The organism is Pseudomonas amygdali (assembly GCF_002699855.1).
Taxonomy (GTDB): Bacteria; Pseudomonadota; Gammaproteobacteria; order Pseudomonadales; family Pseudomonadaceae; genus Aquipseudomonas; species Aquipseudomonas amygdali.
In genome coordinates, this window is the sequence record NZ_LKBW01000006.1 from 1 (window position 1) to 19,391 (window position 19,391).

Annotated in this window: 18 protein-coding genes; 7 read left to right on the top strand and 11 right to left on the bottom strand. The window is 60.0% G+C overall.

From position 1 onward, the window contains the following. Positions 1–379: 379 nt before the first annotated feature. From AO277_RS01200 to AO277_RS01225, 6 genes are all read right to left on the bottom strand, one after another. Positions 380–925: a C40 family peptidase gene (locus AO277_RS01200; RefSeq protein ID WP_004657225.1), complete on the bottom strand. Its 546-nt coding sequence runs from the start codon at positions 923–925 to the stop codon at positions 380–382. A 90-nt stretch (positions 926–1,015) separates the two neighbouring features. Then, complete coding sequence (locus AO277_RS01205) at positions 1,016–1,738, bottom strand: C40 family peptidase (protein ID WP_044319353.1); 723 nt, start codon at positions 1,736–1,738, stop codon at positions 1,016–1,018. Positions 1,739–1,804: 66 nt separating this feature from the next. Continuing rightward, complete coding sequence (locus AO277_RS01210) at positions 1,805–2,578, bottom strand: NAD-dependent deacylase (protein WP_044319352.1); 774 nt, start codon at positions 2,576–2,578, stop codon at positions 1,805–1,807. Continuing rightward, the gene (gene hda / locus AO277_RS01215; protein WP_002554607.1) at positions 2,572–3,276 is read right to left on the bottom strand and encodes a DnaA regulatory inactivator Hda; all 705 of its coding nucleotides are present in this window, start codon (positions 3,274–3,276) and stop codon (positions 2,572–2,574) included. Before hda ends, AO277_RS01210 begins: the two co-directional genes overlap by 7 nt. A 217-nt stretch (positions 3,277–3,493) precedes the next feature. Further along, entirely contained in the window at positions 3,494–4,567 is a 1,074-nt protein-coding gene (locus AO277_RS01220; protein ID WP_002554608.1) for an AI-2E family transporter, read from the bottom strand. A gap of 38 nt (positions 4,568–4,605) precedes the next feature. Then, positions 4,606–5,709: a DUF2066 domain-containing protein gene (locus AO277_RS01225; protein WP_002554609.1), complete on the bottom strand. Its 1,104-nt coding sequence runs from the start codon at positions 5,707–5,709 to the stop codon at positions 4,606–4,608. A 341-nt stretch (positions 5,710–6,050) separates the two neighbouring features. Here AO277_RS01225 and purM point away from each other — a divergent pair, with 341 nt between their 5' ends. The 4 genes from purM to AO277_RS01250 all read left to right on the top strand — a co-directional run bounded on the left by purM (position 6,051) and on the right by AO277_RS01250 (position 9,143). Continuing rightward, entirely contained in the window at positions 6,051–7,109 is a 1,059-nt protein-coding gene (purM, locus tag AO277_RS01235; protein WP_002554610.1) for a phosphoribosylformylglycinamidine cyclo-ligase, read from the top strand. Next, entirely contained in the window at positions 7,109–7,759 is a 651-nt protein-coding gene (gene purN / locus AO277_RS01240; protein WP_002554611.1) for a phosphoribosylglycinamide formyltransferase, read from the top strand. The genes purM and purN overlap by 1 nt, the downstream gene beginning before the upstream one ends. A gap of 8 nt (positions 7,760–7,767) precedes the next feature. Continuing rightward, positions 7,768–8,481: a DUF3108 domain-containing protein gene (locus AO277_RS01245; protein WP_002554612.1), complete on the top strand. Its 714-nt coding sequence runs from the start codon at positions 7,768–7,770 to the stop codon at positions 8,479–8,481. A gap of 482 nt (positions 8,482–8,963) precedes the next feature. Next, positions 8,964–9,143, top strand: a complete 180-nt coding sequence (locus tag AO277_RS01250) for a hypothetical protein (protein WP_002554613.1) — start codon at positions 8,964–8,966, stop codon at positions 9,141–9,143. A gap of 83 nt (positions 9,144–9,226) precedes the next feature. Here the strand turns inward: AO277_RS01250 and AO277_RS01255 are convergent, their stop codons facing one another. The 5 genes from AO277_RS01255 to cysM form a co-directional block, all read right to left on the bottom strand. Further along, the gene (locus tag AO277_RS01255; RefSeq protein ID WP_005755227.1) at positions 9,227–9,766 is read right to left on the bottom strand and encodes a DUF2058 domain-containing protein; all 540 of its coding nucleotides are present in this window, start codon (positions 9,764–9,766) and stop codon (positions 9,227–9,229) included. 30 nt (positions 9,767–9,796) lie between these two features. Continuing rightward, the gene (mazG, locus tag AO277_RS01260) at positions 9,797–10,630 is read right to left on the bottom strand and encodes a nucleoside triphosphate pyrophosphohydrolase (protein WP_005731244.1); all 834 of its coding nucleotides are present in this window, start codon (positions 10,628–10,630) and stop codon (positions 9,797–9,799) included. Positions 10,631–10,657: 27 nt separating this feature from the next. Beyond that, positions 10,658–12,901, bottom strand: coding sequence for a GTP diphosphokinase (gene relA / locus AO277_RS01265; protein WP_004657204.1), 2,244 nt, complete (start codon positions 12,899–12,901; stop codon positions 10,658–10,660). Between the two features lie 156 nt (positions 12,902–13,057). After that, entirely contained in the window at positions 13,058–14,413 is a 1,356-nt protein-coding gene (gene rlmD / locus AO277_RS01270) for a 23S rRNA (uracil(1939)-C(5))-methyltransferase RlmD (RefSeq protein ID WP_044319350.1), read from the bottom strand. Continuing rightward, complete coding sequence (gene cysM, locus AO277_RS01275; protein WP_044319349.1) at positions 14,413–15,315, bottom strand: cysteine synthase CysM; 903 nt, start codon at positions 15,313–15,315, stop codon at positions 14,413–14,415. The genes rlmD and cysM overlap by 1 nt, the downstream gene beginning before the upstream one ends. Positions 15,316–15,566: 251 nt before the next feature. Here cysM and AO277_RS01280 point away from each other — a divergent pair, with 251 nt between their 5' ends. From AO277_RS01280 to AO277_RS01290, 3 genes are all read left to right on the top strand, one after another. Then, positions 15,567–18,320 carry a response regulator gene (locus tag AO277_RS01280; RefSeq protein ID WP_099258716.1) on the top strand — a complete coding sequence of 918 codons (2,754 nt, stop codon included), beginning with the start codon at positions 15,567–15,569 and terminating at the stop codon, positions 18,318–18,320. Between the two features lie 109 nt (positions 18,321–18,429). Beyond that, positions 18,430–18,867, top strand: coding sequence for a hypothetical protein (locus AO277_RS01285; protein ID WP_002554619.1), 438 nt, complete (start codon positions 18,430–18,432; stop codon positions 18,865–18,867). Next, positions 18,864–19,271, top strand: coding sequence for an META domain-containing protein (locus tag AO277_RS01290; RefSeq protein WP_044319347.1), 408 nt, complete (start codon positions 18,864–18,866; stop codon positions 19,269–19,271). The genes AO277_RS01285 and AO277_RS01290 overlap by 4 nt, the downstream gene beginning before the upstream one ends. The last annotated feature ends 120 nt before the right edge of the window (positions 19,272–19,391 follow it).

Genomic DNA, 19,391 nt, shown 5'->3' on the forward strand with positions numbered 1-19,391 from the left:
TCTTTCACGGCTGCGAGTTTTGCCTGCACTGTATATTTACCCATGACGCCTCCAAAGGTTGCGTCCAACCTTCGGGGGTCATACCACTCCAGCGTGGGAATGCAGTTCTCGACGCTCCGCGTCGCAAGAGGACGCAGAGCGTCCGGAAAGGCATGCGACGCGGAGCGTCGCACGATAGTTGCGATGATCGTTCCGCACGCCTGGAAAGGCATGTCGACGCAGAGCGCCGTACGGTAGTCGAGTTATCGTTCCGCACGCTCCAGCGTGGGAATGCAGTTCTCGACGCTCTGCGTCGCAAGAGGACGCGGAGCGTCCGGAAAGGCATGCGACGCGGAGCGTCGCACGATAAGTTCTGGTCAGACCGCGAGCAGGCGACGCGCTATGGCCGAATCTGCGCCAGACTGGACGGCTGAATGACGCGCTTGGCGTTGAGGTAGGCTTTCTGCCAGTAAGGCTTGTCGAGGCTGTCGAGCTTGACCGTGCCGCCGCTGGCCGGGGCATGTACGAAGCGGCCTTCGCCGACGTAGATGCCCGCGTGGGACACCTGCGAGCCGCCTGAGGTGGCGAAGAACACCAGATCTCCTGACTGCAATTGCTCGCGACGGATATTCGGCGCACCCATCACGATCATCTCGCGCGTGGAACGCGGCAGGGAAATGCCCGCGGCATCACGATAGACATAACCTATAAGACCGCTGCAATCAAAACCGGAGTCAGGCGTGTTGCCACCCCAGCGATAAGGCGTGCCAACCAGTCCCAATGCACGAAACAGCACGTCTTCGGCAGCCGGAGAAAGAATCTGAGGGGGAGCAGTGACCACCGGACGCTGAACGACCCGGGGAGCTTTGGGCGGTGGCGGCGCACTGGCGCAGGCACCCAGTAACGCAGCAACAGAGATGACTATCAGGCGCAACGCAATCGACATAACCACAACAACCTATCCGGATGCGGCTTACGCTGCCGAGAAGCTCAAAAACGCAGAAAGACCCGAAGGTCTTGTTCTGCGCGTTCTATTTTATTTACGCCGCTTTGGCGCGGTCTTGACTGTAGTCGAAGTCATCGCCGTTGTCTGCGTGGCATCAGGCGTCGACTTCACAGCGACTGTACCTGGCGCCATTGCCAGAGGCCGCTTGGCCTCGATAAAGGTCTTGCTCCAGTAGGCGTCATCGAGGCTGTCGATGCGTACACCGCCACTGCGACGGCTGCTGGAGTGAATGAACTGCTGGTTACCGGCGTAGATCGCTGCATGGCTTACGCGACCACGGCCACGGGTACTGAAGAACAGCACATCGCCAGGCTGAAGGTTTTTACGCGATACCAGCGGTGCGTCAACGTTGATCATTTCACGCGTGGAGCGCGGCAGGCTCATGCCAGCCTCTTCGCGAAACAGGTAACCAATGAAGCCGCTGCAATCGAAACCCGAGGAAGTCGATGTGCCGCCGAACTTGTAACGAGTGCCGATCAGGGACTTGCCACGTTCCAGGATGCTGTCGGCCAGAACCGGCAGCTGGTAGGACTTGTTGTCGGCGAAGTGAGCAAGCTCGTCTTCGGTGGCAATCTCGTCCTGCAAGGCTGCGGCGTCGGCGCGACGTGCTGCGAACTGAGCGTTTGCCGCGCTCTGATAACGAGCAACGGGCTGAGCCTGTTCTTGCTGTGCGACCGGCATATTGGCCGAGCAACCGAAGAGGAATGTAACGAGTGCGAGAGGCACGAGGGGTGCGAAGCGAACAACCTGCATGGGCACAACCGTGGCTGACTAGTTAAGATGGCGAGACTATGCCTTTTATGAAGGTGATTTGCAAATTCAATCGAACAAGATGTGACTTATGAGTTCCGCCATGACATGTGCTGCCCGGCACTGCAAAAAGACGTCCATCTGCGCGCTGTGATCGGTCGGCTGCGGATTGATTTCCGCCGTAAAACCCCCGAAAACTCTGGTGCGAATGACCGGTTCATGAATGTAGGGGAAGCTTGCCGTGGTACCGATACTCAGGACTGCGTCATAGCCTTTAGCCAGTTGTTCATACAGTGTTTCCAGTGCTCTTTCAGGGAGCATTTCCTGAAAAAGAACGACGGGCGGTCGCATAACGCCACTACATGCCGAGCATAAAGGGGGCAAAGGACGCTGCAAGTGCTCACTCAATTGCGGATCTTCAGCGCCGCAGGATTGGCAAAACAGTGGCGAGAGCTGCCCGTGAATTTCTATCAGGCGCTCTGGCGGGCTGCCCGCCGCACGGTGATAACCGTCGACATTCTGGGTCAGCACCCAGCACTCGGGCTTGATGCGTTGCAACTGGGCGATGGCGTAATGCGCGATATTCGGCTCGCCACCCAGGCACGCCCTGCCCAGTTCAGCGATGTACTTCCAGCACAGCTCGGGGTCACGGCGCAGCATTGGCCCGGACAGGGCAATTTCTATAGGCAGGCCGTCGTCGGTCTTGCCGTTGTACAGCCCGCCGACGCCGCGATAGGTCGGCAAGCCCGAATCAGCCGACAGGCCTGCCCCGGTGATCACCAGAATCCGTTGTGCATGGCGCAAGGCTGCAGCCGTTTGCATCAACAGCGCCTGATCTACCACCCCAGCGTCTCTTTAAGAAAGGGAATGGTCAGCTTGCGCTTTTCCTGGAGTGACGCCTGATCAAGGCGCTCAAGCAATTCGAACAGCGCGCTCATGCTGCGTGTACCACGCGTCAGAATGAAATGGCCTACCTCATCGGTCAGGTGCAGGCCGCGCCGTGATGCACGCAGTTGCAGCGCACGCAGCTTGTCTTCGTCGGACAGGCCGCGCATCTGGAATACCAGGGCCATGGTCAGACGGGATTTCAGATCGGGGAGTTTGACCGGCAGTTCGCGGGGCGATTTGGACGCTGCAATGAGCAGACGACGCCCGCTGTCACGCAAACGGTTGAACAGGTGAAACAGGGCTTCTTCCCACTCCGGCTTGCCGACAATGGCTTGCAGGTCATCCAGGCACACCAGTTCGTACTGTTCAAGATGGTCGAACAGCTCGATACCTTCATCGATAACTTCGGCAAGCGGCAGATACACCGCAGGTTCGCCCAGCTGCTCGAAACGCAGGCACGCAGCCTGAAGCAGGTGCGTGCGCCCTACTCCATCCTTGCCCCACAGATAGATGAGGCTTTCCGTCCACCCAGCGTCGGCTTCGCACAGCCGCTCGACATAGCCGAGTGCAGCGGCATTGGCGCCTGGATAGTAATTGACGAAAGTGGCGTCATCACGCAGACGCACACTCAGGGGCAGCTGAATCGGTTTCATGCTGACTAACGGCTCATGCAAACCGTCAAGGGCCTCTGTGTAAAGAGCGCAAAGTTTATACCCGTGAAGCGGGTCGCACAATGCGACAGACCTCAAGCAAAATCAAAGGCTTGCGTCAGGGTGCGTAAAGCGCGGGTCGAGAAAGGGCGTTTTGAGGTGATGCATGCATTGCCTGCACAAGCCTCTTCACCGGGCAGTGAAGAGGCGTGCGATGCCCTTACAGCTCGGGATCTTCCGCACCTGCATAGATTTCCGAGTCTTTATAAACGTCGTGCATGTGGCGCACCAGCACCATGATCACTGCAGCGACCGGCAACGCCAGCAGAATGCCGGTGAAACCGAACAGCTCGCCACCCGCCAGAATCGCGAAGATCACCGCCACCGGGTGCAGACCGATGCGATCCCCTACCAGTAATGGCGTCAGCACCATACCTTCGAGGGCCTGACCGATCATGAACACCGCAACAATCCCCATCATCGGGTACAGGTCGCCGCCAAACTGGAACAACCCGGCGACCAGCGCTGAACCAATGCCGATCACAAAGCCCATATAAGGCACGATGGCAGCCAGACCGGCGATCACCCCGATCAACAGGCCCAGTTCCAGCCCGACCAGCATCAGACCGGCCGCGTAGATCACTCCGAGACCGACCATGACCAGCAACTGCCCACGTATGAACGCGCCCAGCACCTCGTGGCACTCGCCCGCCAGCTTGACGATTTGACCTTCACGCTGACGCGGCAGCAGACCGCGGATCTTGCCGGTCATGATGTCCCAGTCACGCAACAGGTAGAAACACACCACCGGGATCAGCACCAGATTGGTCAGCCAGCCGATCAGCGCCAGGCTCGACGCCGTAGCCTGAGACAGCACCACAGAGACGATATCCCCAGCCTGCCCCATGTGCTCGGAGATGGCTGCCTTGATCTTGTCGAACTTCCAGAACCCGTCTGCCAGACCGAACTTGGCCTGCACCCACGGCAACGCCGAGTGTTGCAGCCAGTCGAGGATCTGCGGGGCCAGCTCATAGAGACGAAACAACTGCTTGGCCAGCATCGGCACCAGCACCAGCAGCAAGGCCATCAGCACCAGCGTGAACAGACCGAACACCGCCACCACGCTCAAGGTTCTGGACAGCCCGGCGCGCTCCAGACGATCCACCAGTGGATCGCCCATGTAGGCCAGCAGCAGCGCCACCAGAAAAGGGGTGAGGATCGTGTGCAACAGCACCACGAATGCGACCAGCAAGGCCAGGCCGCCGATCCAGAACCAACGCCGTGTATCAGTCATCAACATCCCTCAATCCAATGGAAAAGCGCTTTGCCGGTTTACCAGCGGAAATAAAGCTGTGGTGCAGACGCCGGAACAATCATCGCTGCGGGCGCAGGTGCCGGAACAGCAGCAGCTCCATTGGCTGGCGCAACCGGCGCAGTCGCATCGACAGGCGCAGCAGGCGGCGTTGCGGCAGCGGCTGCCTCGGCTGCGGGCACTTCCTGCAATTTGGCCAGCGACAACTGCGAGCGTAGCTGATCGGTGCTGCCACTGACCTCAAACACCACTTTATCGCCGTCAACAGAACTCAGACGCACGCCGAACGGATCAAGTAACTGAAGCAGTTGTGCATAGCGCTCCAGTGTCATGCCCTGAACCTGCACCAACAGGCCCGTCGAGGCACCGGGCTTGGCGACGAAACGTGGGGCCAGACGCTGGCTGACCGACAGCAGCACAGCGTCTGCCAAGGCTTCGGAAGTAGCCCCGGTCGCGGTGCCCTGCTCACGCTGATCACCCAGCCACAAGCGCCATTTGCCCTGCCACTGGCCTGCATCTTCCTTGGCGTGCACCGCCAGTATCGCGTCAGCACCGTAACGCTCGGAGGCTTCCTTGAGCGGTGCGGCATCAGTGCCTTCCAGTGTCTTGGCGTTACCGACGCCCTGCTCGCTCAAATCAGCCAGCGGCAGACGCAGCGGCAAACCGCGGTGTTGCGCAGCGCGGCGCAGCGGTTCGGCGGCAGCCTGACCGTCACCGACCAGATTCGAGCCTTCGACCGAGTCGTTCAGCCACCAGCCTAGGATCGACGGGCGATTGCTGCCCCAGATCGACAGGCCGGCATCACGCAACGCACGGTCGGTGGTCGCTGGATCGAAGTCCACCAGCAGGGTTTCAGGCGGACCGGCCTCATAGCCGTACTGGCTGATGATTTGCTGCGGATCTTTGCGCAGCGCGGCGATGGCCGAACCCTGCGCGGCCTTGGCGTCACCGGTCAGGCGCAGCACCAGCGTTTCGACCGCGGCCTGGGTGGCCCGTGTGCGCTCATCGGGCGACTGACCAGTCACCGGCTCGCGGACCTGATAAAGGTTGCTGACCGTTTCGGCAAGGCTGGGGAGGCTGATCAGGGACAGACAGCCGACTAGAAGAACTCTGGAAAAACGCATGGACAGTTCCCGAACGGAAAAAAGTAAAAAGAAGCTGTTTCAGGAGGTGTACAAGTCTGGGACAGCCTTGAACCACCAATCATTCAATTTGCGCATAAAGTACACCTTAAACGGCGGCACTCGCACTGACCGGAGCTGCCGGATCAGGTTTATTTGGCGCAACACCGCCCTGTTGTCGGCGCAAGGATGGCCCCTGGGGAGCAAGCCTGATAAAATCGCGCGACTTCGCAGACCGGCAATCGCCAGGGCCCAACATTACCACCGCATGACAGCGCGGTGCTGAACGGGTCCCAACGCAGCGGTCGATACCTCCGAATCCCCCCTAAAGGCCTGGATTTTCTATGAGCAAGCAACCCTCCCTGAGCTATAAAGACGCCGGTGTAGACATCGACGCCGGTGAAGCATTGGTCGAACGCATCAAGAGCGTCGCCAAGCGCACCAAGCGTCCGGAAGTCATGGGCGGCCTGGGAGGCTTCGGCGCCCTCTGCGAAATCCCGGCCGGCTACAAGCAACCGGTCCTGGTTTCCGGCACTGACGGCGTGGGCACCAAGCTGCGTCTGGCCCTGAACCTGAACAAGCACGACACCATCGGCATCGATCTGGTCGCCATGTGCGTCAATGACCTGGTGGTCTGCGGTGCAGAGCCGCTGTTCTTCCTCGATTACTACGCCACCGGCAAGCTGAACGTCGACACCGCTGCCCAGGTCGTCACCGGCATCGGCGCTGGCTGCGAACTGGCTGGCTGCTCGCTGGTCGGCGGCGAAACCGCTGAAATGCCGGGCATGTACGAAGGCGAAGACTACGACCTGGCTGGCTTCTGCGTCGGCGTCGTGGAAAAGGCCGAGATCATCGACGGTTCGAAAGTCGCTGCCGGTGATGCCCTGCTCGCTCTGCCATCGTCCGGCCCGCACTCCAACGGTTATTCGCTGATCCGCAAGATCATCGAAGTGGCCGGTGCCGATATCGAAAGCATCCAGCTGGACGGCAAGCCATTGACCGAGCTGCTGATGGCACCCACCCGCATCTACGTCAAGCCGCTGCTCAAGCTGATCAAGGAAACCGGCGCGGTCAAGGCCATGGCCCACATCACCGGTGGCGGCCTGCTCGACAACATCCCGCGTGTTCTGCCGCAGGGCGCTCAGGCCGTTGTCGACGTCGCCAGCTGGCAGCGTCCGGCCGTTTTCGACTGGCTGCAGCAGCAAGGCAACGTCGCTGAAAACGAAATGCACCGCGTGCTGAACTGCGGCGTGGGCATGGTTATCTGCGTTGCTCAGGAACACGTTGAAGCCGCGCTGAAGGTTCTGCGCGAAGCTGGCGAGCAGCCATGGGTGATCGGTCAGATCGCCACTGCTGCCGAAGGTGCAGCACAAGTCGAGCTGAAAAACCTCAAGGCGCATTGATGCCTGCCATCTGCGATGTCGTGGTGCTGCTGTCCGGCACCGGCGGCAACCTGCAAGCGATGATCGACAGTTTCAAGGACGGGTCCAGCCCGGTCCGTATCCGCGCGGTGATTTCCAACCGCGCCGATGCGTTCGGCCTGCAACGCGCCAGGGACGCAGGCATCGAAGCCTGCGTGCTGGATCACACTGCCTACGAAGGCCGTGAAGCCTTCGATGCAGCGCTGATCGAACTGATCGACACTTTCCAGCCACAGTTGGTGGTACTGGCCGGATTCATGCGCATTCTCAGCGCAGGCTTCGTGCGCCACTTCCATGGCCGCCTTCTGAATATTCACCCTTCCCTGCTGCCGCGTTATAAAGGCTTGCACACGCACAAGCGTGCGCTGGAAGCTGGTGACACCGAGCATGGCTGCAGCGTGCATTTCGTCACCGAGGAACTCGATGGCGGCCCACTGGTCGTACAGGCAGTTATTTCGGTACAGTTGCACGACACGCCCACAACGCTCGCGCAACGGGTTCATGTTCAAGAGCACCGTATTTACCCACTGGCCATTCGCTGGTTTGCCGAGGGCCGACTGAGCCTTGGTGAACAAGGTGCGTTACTGGATAGCCAGTTACTCCCGGCCAGCGGCCATCTGATTCGACATTAGGAGATATTATGCGTCGCGCTCTGCTCTTCGCTTTCGCTCTGCTCGCATTGCCTGCCGTACAGGCCGCAGAACTTCAACCCTTCTCCGCCAGCTACACCGCCGACTGGAAACAGCTGCCCATGAGCGGCACGGCTGAACGCAGCCTGGAAGCAGGAGCCAATGGCACCTGGACCCTGAGCTTCAAGGCCTCGATGATGATTGCCAGCCTGACGGAAGTCAGCACACTGAAGGTCGACAAGGAAACCTTGCTGCCACAGACCTACAGCTTCGAGCGCAGCGGCCTGGGCAAATCCAAGAAGGTTGATCTGGCGTTCGACTGGAACACCAAGTTCGTCACCGGCACCGACCGTGGCGATGCGATCAAGCTGCCGCTCAACCGTGGCATCCTCGACAAGTCCACGTATCAGCTGGCGTTGCAACACGACATCGCTGATGGCAAGAAGAGCATGAGCTACCAGGTGGTCGACGGTGATGAAGTAGACACCTACGACTTCCGCGTACTGGGCTCGGAAAAGGTTACCACCAAGACTGGCCAGGTCGATGCGATCAAGGTCGAGCGCGTGCGTGACCCGACGCAAAGCAAGCGCACCACCGTGCTGTGGTTCGCCAAGGACTGGGATTACCTGCTAGTGCGCCTGCAACAGGTCGAAACCGACGGTAAGGAATACAACATCGTGCTGCTCGACGGCACCGTGAACGGCAAGGCCGTCAAAGGCAGCTGATTGCCCTGACCGCTTGCCATACAGAGCCCCGCTTATTAGCGGGGCTTTTTATTGGCTGCAAACAAGAGGACGCAGAGCGTCCAGAACGGCATGCCGACGCGGAGCGTCGCACGATAGTGGCGGTGCTCTCCCGGACACCTGGCGCGCCCTACGCTCCGGGTGGGAATGCCCCGACGCCGAACCTCGCGCTATACGGACACCTATCGTTCCCTACGCTCCGCGTGGGAATGCCGTTCTTGACGCTTCGCGTCATCTTTTTGCACCGATAAAGGCACATGAAAAATCCTTCACTTTGCCGCAACCAAGCTGCAAGCCTCGCCATGCAAGGGCTGTAGGCAAACGACCATTTTTTGCTCACTCGGGAACCTGAACAGGCTATTTACTTAGGCAGCTAACAAATTCTATAAAAGAGTCCTGCGACACATCGCCGCAGTATCCAGAGGCCTAACCATTCAGGCCATCAAAGTCAGGAGCTTACTACTATGACTGTCAGAGTTACTGAACGCGACGACGCCCACCTCTCTCACGAAGCCGTTGCCGACGGCATCCAGATCTGGGACGTGCATCAACAGGACCAACTTGTAGGCATGTTTCACGTAGAGTCCGATGCTCTACGCTACAAGGAAGAGCTGGAAGCACTGGAAAGCCAGGGCAACCACTAAGCGACTTCCCTGAACCGCAACCACCCAGAACAATAAACGACAAAACCCGCTGAATGCGGGTTTTGTTTTGACCGGTCAGCGCGTTACCACATCAGGTCGTCAGGCACCTGATACGCAGCGTACGGATCGTCGGCATCCGGCGCTTCGGTCGGGGTGTTGAGCAACACGATACGGCGCGGGTCGCGCTCCTGGATCTTCAGCGCAGCCTCACGCGGAATGATCTCGTAACCGCCACCGTGGTGAACGATGGCCAGCGAACCGCTGCTGAGCTTGTTGCGCACCAGCGCGTTGACCGAGATCCGCTTGACCTTCTTGTCGTCAACGAAGTTGTAGTAATCCTCGGTAATCAGCTTGGGCAGACGCGACACCTCGATCAGTTGCTTGACCTGAGCAGCACGGGCCTTCTGCTCGACCTTCTCCTGCTGCTGACGGTTCAGCTCTTGGTCACGCTTGGCCTTCTCGGCCATGGCTTCCTGAGCCGCGCGCTTTTGCGAGTCGTCGGCCTGGGCCTGACCCTTGTGCACCAGACGCTGCTCTTTCTGCTTTTCTTTGCCGACCTGCTTGGCCTGCTTTTGGTTGACCAGACCTGCCTTGAGCAACTGATCGCGAAGGGAAAGGCTCATTGTCTACTCACTTATACCGTTACCGCACACTCAGCCGCAGCCGGGTGTGCTCTTTTCCTGACGTTTGGCTTCGCCCCACAATGCGTCCATTTCTTCGAGCGTGCACGATTCGATAGGACGCTGGATGTGGCGCAATGCCTGTTCAATGAATCGGAAGCGTCTGTCGAACTTGCTATTAGCCGAGCGTAGCGCAGTTTCCGGGTCGACTTTAAGGTGCCGGGCCAGGTTGACGACACTGAACAGCAAATCGCCGACTTCCTCGGCAATGCCTTCGGCGTCATTGTCGACCATGGCTTCAAGAATTTCATCGAGTTCTTCACGCACCTTGTCGACTACCGGCAACGCTGCAGGCCAGTCGAAGCCGACCTGCGAAGCACGCTTCTGCAGTTTGGCGGCACGACTCAACGCAGGCAAGGCCACCGGCACGTCATCGAGCAACGACAACTGCTCGGGCGCGCCAGACTTTTCGGCACGCTCCTCGGCCTTGATCTCGTCCCAACGCTGGTTGACCTGCTCGTCGGTCAGGCGCGGCGTTTCCGCCGGCGCGTACAGCTCGCCAGTCGGAAACACGTGCGGATGGCGACGCAGCAACTTGCGGGTAATGCCGTCGATGACGTCGTCGAATTCAAACCGGCCTTCTTCCTTGGCCAACTGGGCATAGAAGACCACCTGAAACAGCAGGTCTCCCAGCTCACCCTTCAGATGGTCGAGGTCGCCCTGCTCGATGGCATCGGCCACCTCGTAGGCTTCTTCCAGCGTATGCGGCACGATGCTGGCGTAGGTCTGCTTCAGGTCCCACGGGCAACCAGACTGCGGATCACGCAGCCGGGCCATGAGGTTCAGCAGGTCTTGAACTGTATACATGGGGCTCCCTGTGAGCGCAGGCAACGCTTATGGCGTCCTGTTCCTGCGAGTTTCAATGATGTTCGGCAACTGGGAAATACGCCCCAGCAACCGTCCCAGCGCGTCCAGACCCGGAATCTCGATGGTCAGCGACATGAGCGCTGTGTTGTCTTCCTTGTTCGAGCGGGTGTTGACCGCCAGTACGTTGATACGCTCGTTGAGCAGCACTTGGGTAACGTCACGCAGCAGGCCGGAACGGTCGTAGGCGCGAATGATGATGTCCACCGGATACGTGAGCACCGGCACCGGCCCCCAGCTGACCTGAATGATCCGCTCGGGCTCGCGACCACCCAGTTGCAGCACCGAAGCGCAATCCTGACGGTGAATGCTGACGCCACGGCCCTGGGTGATGTAACCGACAATCGCATCGCCCGGCAGCGGCTGGCAGCAACCGGCCATCTGTGTCATCAGGTTGCCAACGCCCTGAATCTGAATATCGCCACGCTTGCCAGGCTTGTAGCCCGTAGCTTTGCGCGGGATCAGTTCCAGCTGTTCATTGACGCGATCAGGTTCAACCTGCTGCTGAGCCAGATTGACCAGTTGCGCCAGACGCAGATCACCCGCGCCCAAGGCGGCAAACATGTCGTCGGCGGTCTTGTGGTTGGCCTTGTCCGCCAGCTTGTCGAAGTCGACCTGCGGCAATGCAAGGCGCGCCAGTTCGCGTTCGATAAGGGTTTTACCGGCCGCAACGTTCTGGTCGCGGGCCTGCAATTTGAACCAGTGAACAATCTTGGCGCGCGCCCGCGAGGTCGTGATGTAACCGAGGTTGGAGTTCAGCCAGTCACGGCTCGGCGTGCCGTGCTTGCTGGTGATGATCTCGACCTGCTCGCCGGTCTGCAGGCTGTAGTTGAGCGGTACGATGCGGCCGTTGATCTTCGCACCACGGCAGTTATGGCCGATTTCGGTGTGCACCCGATAGGCAAAGTCCAGCGGTGTCGCACCCTTGGGCAGGTCGATGGCGTGGCCGTCAGGGGTGAAGACGTAGACCCGGTCAGGCTCGATATCAACCCGCAGCTGATCTGCCAGGCCACCAATGTCACCCAGCTCTTCATGCCACTCAAGTACCTGACGCAGCCAGGAAATTTTCTCTTCGTAATGATTGGAGCCAGATTTGACGTCAGTGCCTTTATAACGCCAGTGCGCGCAAACGCCCAGTTCGGCCTCTTCGTGCATGGCGTGGGTGCGTATCTGCACTTCCAGTACCTTGCCTTCCGGCCCGATGACCGCTGTGTGCAGCGAGCGATAGCCATTTTCCTTGGGGTTGGCGATGTAATCGTCGAACTCTTTGGGAATATGCCGCCACAAGGTGTGCACAATGCCCAGCGCGGTATAGCAATCGCGCATTTCCGGGACCAGTACACGCAACGCGCGCACGTCATAGATCTGGCTGAATGCCAGGCCTTTGCGCTGCATTTTGCGCCAGATGGAATAGATATGTTTGGCTCGGCCACTGATGTCAGCCGTCACGCCGGTGGCTTGCAGTTCGTTGTCGAGCTGGGACATGACATCGCTGATGAAGCGCTCGCGGTCCAGCCGGCGCTCATGCAGCAGCTTGGCGATCTGCTTGTACTGATCAGGCTCCAGGTAGCGGAAAGAAAGGTCTTCCAGCTCCCACTTGATATGCCCGATACCCAGACGATGGGCCAGCGGCGCGTAGATGTCGAAGACTTCCCGGGCCACACGGTTGCGTTTCTCGTCGTCGGCGTTCTTTACCGCACGAATCGCGCAAGTGCGCTCGGCCAGCTTGATCAGCGCAACGCGAACGTCGTCGACCATCGCCACGAGCATCTTGCGCAGGTTTTCGACCTGCGCCTGACTGCCTAGCACCAGAGATTGACGAGGGCTGAGACTGGCGCTGATCGCGGCCATGCGCAGCACGCCGTCGATCAGTTTGGCGACCGTCGCGCCGAAACGCTGCTCGACTTCCGGCAAAGGGATGACACCTTCACGCACGCCGCGGTAAATGACCGCCGCAACCAGCGAGTCCTGATCCAGCTTGAGGTCAGCGAGGATCTCCGCGATTTCCAGACCGGTCTGGAAACTGGAGGTGCCCTCTGCCCAGTGATTCTTGTGGGCCTTGTCGTTCTGCTCGGCTTGCCGGGCAAACTCACAGGCCTGTTTCATGACTTCCCGGTCCAGGACCAGGTCGACGCTGACAATATGATCGAGCCACGCGTCGAGATTGATACTGCCGTCTGTGTTTATCGGCTGGTTCGCTCTCACCTGTACCATGCTGCTTACCTTCCCTACGGCGCGATGAATAGCGCCATCAGTCGCCAGCCTTCTGAGCGAATGCCACTTGCCGGACAAGCAAGGACCGGCATTCGCGGGCCAGTCGGATTAAATGAGGTTCCCTGTCAGCAGCGACCTCGATCCAGTGAACGCTGCTCACTTACTCATTTCAAATAAAGCCATCGCCTCGACATGCGCCGTCTGTGGAAACATATCGAGGATTCCGGCACGTTTTAATCGGTAGCCCTGACTGATCAGTTCGACCGTGTCACGAGCCAAAGTTGCCGGGTTGCATGAAACATAAAGCAGTCGCCGGGCACCCGTTTTTCTGATCTGGCGAACCACTTCAAAGGCCCCGTCACGCGGTGGGTCCAAGAGTACCGCAGAAAACCCTTCCGCCGCCCAGTCGGCGTGTGTCAGCGGCTGGGAAAGATCCGCCTGAAAAAACTGCAAATTGTGCAGATCATTACTCATTGCGTTCACGGCTGCACGCTCGACCATGGTCGCAACGCCTTCGACCGCCACCACTTCCTTCGCCAGACCCGCCAGTGGCAAGGCAAAATTGCCCAGACCGCAAAACAGGTCCATTACCCGTTCATCTTTGGCAGGCGCCAGCCATTGCAGAGCCTGCTCGATCATCGCGGTGTTAACCGCCGCGTTGACCTGAATGAAATCTCCCGGTCGCCAGGCCAGTTGCAGGTTCCACGGCTCCAGCCGGTAGCCCAGCGTATCGCCGGGGCTGGCCGGTTGGGGCTCGCCGTCGCCATGCAGCCACAGCTGCGCGCCGTGCTTGGAGCAAAACGCCTGCAACAGCGCCAGGTCGGCCTCGGCAAGCGGCGCGGTGTGGCGCAACAACACGGCAGTCGCAACCCCACTGAACAGCTCGACGTGACCCAGCGCCTGCGGTTTGCTGAAGTTTTTCAGCATGCCAGGCAACTCATTCATGATGGGTTGCAAGGCCTGTACCAGCACCGGACAGTGTTCGATGCTGACGATGTCCTGACTGGCGGCTGCGCGGAACCCCACGTCCAGCCTTTTGGCCTTGGCATCCCAGCGAACCGCGACCCGCGCGCGTCGGCGATAGGCCAGCTCGGCACCGCTCAAAGGTGCCGCCCATTCATCCGGCACAGCATTCGCCACGCGCAACAATTGCTCGGCGAGCATGCGCTGTTTCAGGGCAAGCTGTTCTTCGTGGGGCACATGCTGAACACTGCAGCCGCCGCAGCGACCGAAATACTCACAGGCCGGAGCGCGACGCATGGTGCTGGCGTTGAAGACCCGCTCGGTGCGCGCCTCGACGACCTTGCCGCGCGCATTGAGCACCCGCGCCTCGACCTCCTCGCCCGCCAGACTGCCAGCGACAAACCAGGTCTTGCCGTCGAGAAAAGCGATACCGCGACCGTCATCGGACAGGCGCTCGATAGTCAGCCGCTGTTTTTTACCGGCAGGAATCTGCACGGTCTTGACGCCGCCCGTGGGCTGAAAGCGCAGACCTCGTTCATGTTTGGCCATCAGTTGGGCGAATCGTAGATGCCGGTCGACAGGTAGCGGTCGCCTCGGTCACAGATGATCGCCACAATCACGGCATTTTCTACTTCACGGGAAATGCGCAGTGCCCCAGCGACCGAGCCGCCGGACGACACACCACAGAAGATGCCTTCTTCGCGCGCCAGTCGGCGCATGGTGTCTTCGGCCTCGGTCTGGCCCATGTCGATGATGCGGTCGACACGGTCCGACTGATAGATTTTCGGCAGGTATTCATGCGGCCAGCGGCGAATACCGGGGATCGAAGCGCCCTCCATCGGTTGCAGACCGACGATCTGCACCTCGGGATTTTGCTCATTGAGGTAGCGTGAGGTGCCCATGATGGTGCCGGTGGTGCCCATCGAGCTGACGAAATGGGTCACGGTACCGCCCGTCTGCCGCCAGATTTCCGGACCGGTGGACGTGTAATGCGCCTCGGGATTGTCGCCATTGGCGAATTGATCGAGCACCTTGCCGCGGCCTTCGGCCTGCATGCGCTCGGCCAGATCACGGGCACCTTCAATGCCCTCGTCCTTACTGACCGAAATCAGCTCGGCACCGTAGGCGGTCATCGCGGCCTTGCGTTCGGCACTGGAGTTGTCCGGCATGATCAGAATCATCCGGTAACCCTTTATCGCTGCGGCCATGGCCAGTGCGATCCCGGTATTGCCGGAAGTGGCTTCGATCAGCGTGTCACCCGGATGGATCTGGCCGCGCAACTCGGCACGGGTGATCATCGACAGGGCCGGACGGTCTTTTACCGAGCCAGCGGGGTTATTACCTTCAAGCTTCAACAGGAGGGTATTGCTGGTATTACCCGCCATGCGTTGCAGACGCACCAGCGGAGTGTTGCCGACGCAATCGGCAATGGTTTGATACTGCAGGGTCATGGCGTCTTCGCAATCCAGACTGCGGGGGGTGCCTATCATAACGGCAAACGGCCAAAGCCCATATCACGCAAAGTGCGCTGCTTATTCCCAAAAAGAATAAACACTGTTTTTTCCACTGCGGCCTAGCCCTGCACAGAGAGTTAGGTGGCCCATGCTGGCGGTAAATGGCTAAACTCAACCCCTTGTGCCGATACAGCCAGGCAGCCGATGCCTGATATCGACGGACTGATACGTGTTGCCGGAGAACGAGCGTGCTGACCAAGCTGGGTATAAAAGGCCGTGTGCTGCTACTGACTATTTTGCCTGCCAGCCTGATGGCCGCAATGCTTGGTGGTTATTTCACCTGGATGCAGTTGAGCGAACTGCAAAGCCAGTTGCTGCAACGCGGCGAAATGATCGCCCAGGATCTGGCACCATTGGCCGCCAACGCATTGGGGCGCAAGGACAAGGTCCTGCTAAGCCGCATCGCGACCCAGACCCTGGAGCAGACCGACGTGCGCGCCGTGTCGTTTCTCGACGTCGATCGCACGCCACTGGCCCACGCCGGACCGACCATGATCAGCCCTTCGCCGATTGGCAGCGGCTCGCAGTTGCTCAATTCGACCGGCACCGACGCCACGCGTTATTTGCTCCCGGTATTCGGCAATCAACGCCACCTGACCAGCCCGATCATTCCGGCCGAAGCCGACACCCTGCTGGGCTGGGGAGAACTTGAAATATCCCATAACGGCACGCTGTTGCGCGGCTATCGAAGCCTGTTTGCCAGCCTGCTGCTGATCCTGACCGGGCTGGCCTGCACCGCGACTCTTGCAGTACGCATGAGCCGCACCATCAACGGGCCGATGAGCCAGATCAAACAGGCAGTGTCGCAGCTCAAGGACGGCAATCTCGAAACCCGCCTGCCGCCGCTGGGCAGTCGGGAGCTGGACGAACTGGCGTCAGGCATCAATCGCATGGCGGCGACCTTGCAGAACGCGCAGGAAGAGCTGCAACTGAGCATCGATCAAGCGACCGAGGATGTACGCCAGAATCTGGAAACCATCGAAATCCAGAACATCGAGCTGGACCTGGCGCGCAAGGAAGCCCTTGAAGCAAGCCGGATCAAGTCCGAATTCCTGGCCAACATGAGCCACGAAATCCGCACGCCGCTCAATGGCATTCTGGGTTTCACCCATTTGCTGCAAAAAAGCGAGCTGACGCCGCGTCAGTTCGACTACCTGGGCACCATCGAGAAGTCGGCCGACAACCTGTTGAGCATCATCAACGAGATTCTCGACTTTTCGAAGATCGAGGCTGGCAAGCTGGTGCTCGACAACATCCCGTTCAACCTGCGTGATCTGCTGCAGGACACCTTGACCATCCTCGCCCCGGCGGCGCATGCCAAACAGCTGGAACTGGTCAGTCTGGTGTACCGCGATACACCACTGGCGCTGTCCGGCGACCCGTTGCGCCTGCGGCAGATTCTGACCAACCTGGTCAGCAACGCGATCAAATTCACCCGCGAAGGCACCATCGTCGCCCGTGCCATGCTTGAAGACGAAACCGAAGAGCACGCGCAATTGCGCATCAGCGTGCAGGACACCGGCATCGGCCTGTCCAGTCAGGATGTGCGGGCGCTGTTCCAGGCGTTCAGCCAGGCCGACAACTCGCTCTCCCGCCAGCCGGGCGGCACGGGTCTGGGTCTGTTGATTTCCAAGCGCCTGATCGAACAGATGGGCGGCGAAATCGGTGTCGACAGCACGCCGGGCGAAGGTTCGGAATTCTGGATCAGCCTGAAACTGCCCAAGGCCCGCGAAGACAAGGAAGAATCGTTCAATATCCCGCTGGGAGGGCTACGCGCAGCAGTGCTTGAACACCATGACCTGGCGCGGCAGGCGCTGGAGCATCAGCTGGAAGACTGCGGTCTGCAAACCATCGTGTTCAACAACCTGGAAAACCTGCTCAACGGGGTGACGGCGGCGCACGAGACCCCGTCGGCCATCGATCTGGCGGTGCTCGGCGTGACCGCGCTGGAAATTTCCCCGGAACGGTTGCGCCAGCACATCTGGGATCTGGAAAACCTCAACTGCAAGGTCATGGTGCTATGTCCGACCACCGAGCACGCGCTGTTCCAGTTGGCGGTCCACGATGTCTATACGCAATTGCAGGCCAAGCCCGCCTGTACCCGCAAACTGCAAAAAGCGCTGTCCGAACTGATCGCGCCGCGGGCGATCCGCGCCGACATTGGTCCGCCGTTGTCGAGCCGCGCGCCGCGGGTGCTGTGCGTGGATGACAACCCGGCCAACCTGCTGCTGGTGCAGACCCTGCTCGAAGACATGGGCGCAGAAGTCGTGGCCGTCGAGGGCGGCTATGCAGCGGTCAATGCGGTGCAGCAGGAAGCGTTCGATCTGGTGTTGATGGACGTGCAGATGCCCGGTATGGACGGGCGTCAGGCCACCGAGGCGATTCGTGCCTGGGAAGCCGAACGCAACCAGAGCTCTCTGCCTATCGTGGCGCTTACCGCCCATGCGATGGCCAATGAAAAACGTTCGCTGCTGCAAAGTGGCATGGATGACTACCTGACCAAACCGATCAGCGAGCGACAGCTGGCGCAGGTGGTCCTCAAGTGGACGGGGCTGGCACTGCGCAACCCTGCGCCAGAACGCCAGAACGAAGCACCTGACGTGCACGTCGGGCCACTGGTGCTCGATCATGAAGAAGGGCTGCGCCTGGCTGCGGGCAAGGCGGATCTAGCCGCCGACATGCTGGCCATGCTGCTGGCCTCGCTGGCCGCCGACCGCGAGGCCATCCGTGTGGCGCGGGCCAACCAGGATATACAGGCGCTGATCGAACGCATTCACCGTCTGCACGGCGCAACGCGCTACTGCGGCGTCCCGCAGCTGCGCACCGCCTGTCAACGCGCTGAAACCCTGCTCAAGCAGAACGCCGCGCACACCGAAGAAGCTCTGGACGATTTGGACAAAGCCATCATTCGCCTGGAATCCGAGGCGCGGGTGACAGCGTAATGGTAACGCTCGCTCCTCACACTTCAGCGCAGCAATGCCGTTGTGGGTGCCCTGAGTCCGGTCCTGAAGGCGTGGAGCATGATAGGATGCGCGCAATTTTGGAGGACCCATGGTCGAACACGATTTTCGCTACAGCATGCTCAACCCGCAGCACACCTTGACCGAATGCCGCACTTTGGCGCCCGGTCGCTATCAGGTCACCGGTAACGGCGGCTCGATTCACGACAACGACCAGTTGCTGGTGACGATCAAAGGCAGCAAAAGCCTGCACATGCGCCTGACCGTCGAGAAAGTCCGGCACCTGATCAACCCGCCGGGCCAATGGATTGCAGTGGCCAAAGGTCCGGTGTTCGACGAGTTGGCGATTCATCAGTGGAAAGTGAATTGCGACAGCTGCGCCGCCGAACTGAACTTCGAGTTCATGGTAGAGAGCAAGCTGGGCGTCAAGGCGCAGAAACCTGCCGCCATCGCGCGCATCGCGGAGCTGGGCTGGAAAACCGAAGGCGAGAAGCACCTCTGCAAGAAGTGCCAGGAGAAAGCGGCATGAAACAGTTTGCGCTCCTGAGCCTGATCGGCGGCGCGCTGCTGGCCGGTTGTACCGCTGACCCGCTGCCGATCCGTCAGGACCACAGCTACGTGATGGAGTGGATTGGCGAACGTCCACTCATCGACAACAGCCGCCTGACCATGACCCTGGGTGCCGATGGCCGAGCGTATGGCAATGCAGGCTGCAACCACTGGTTCGCACCCTATACGCTGAACGACCACAGCATCAGCTTCGGTCCGGTGGGCAAAACCCGCAAGATGTGCGCCCCCGCGCTGATGGAGCAGGAACAACGCTTCATCAAAGCCATCAGCAGCGTGCAACGCTGGGATATCTCGCCCATCGAGCAACTGCGCCTGTGGCCAGCCCAAGGCAAGCCGCTGCGCTTCTGGCTGGAAGATAGCTGATCCGAAGCTCTGCGTAACTTGCGACGCAGAGCGTCTAGAACTGCATTCCCACGCTGGATGGTATGCCCCCCGAAGGTTGGACAATTATCCACTTACGCTGCCTTGGCGGCCTGCATCCTG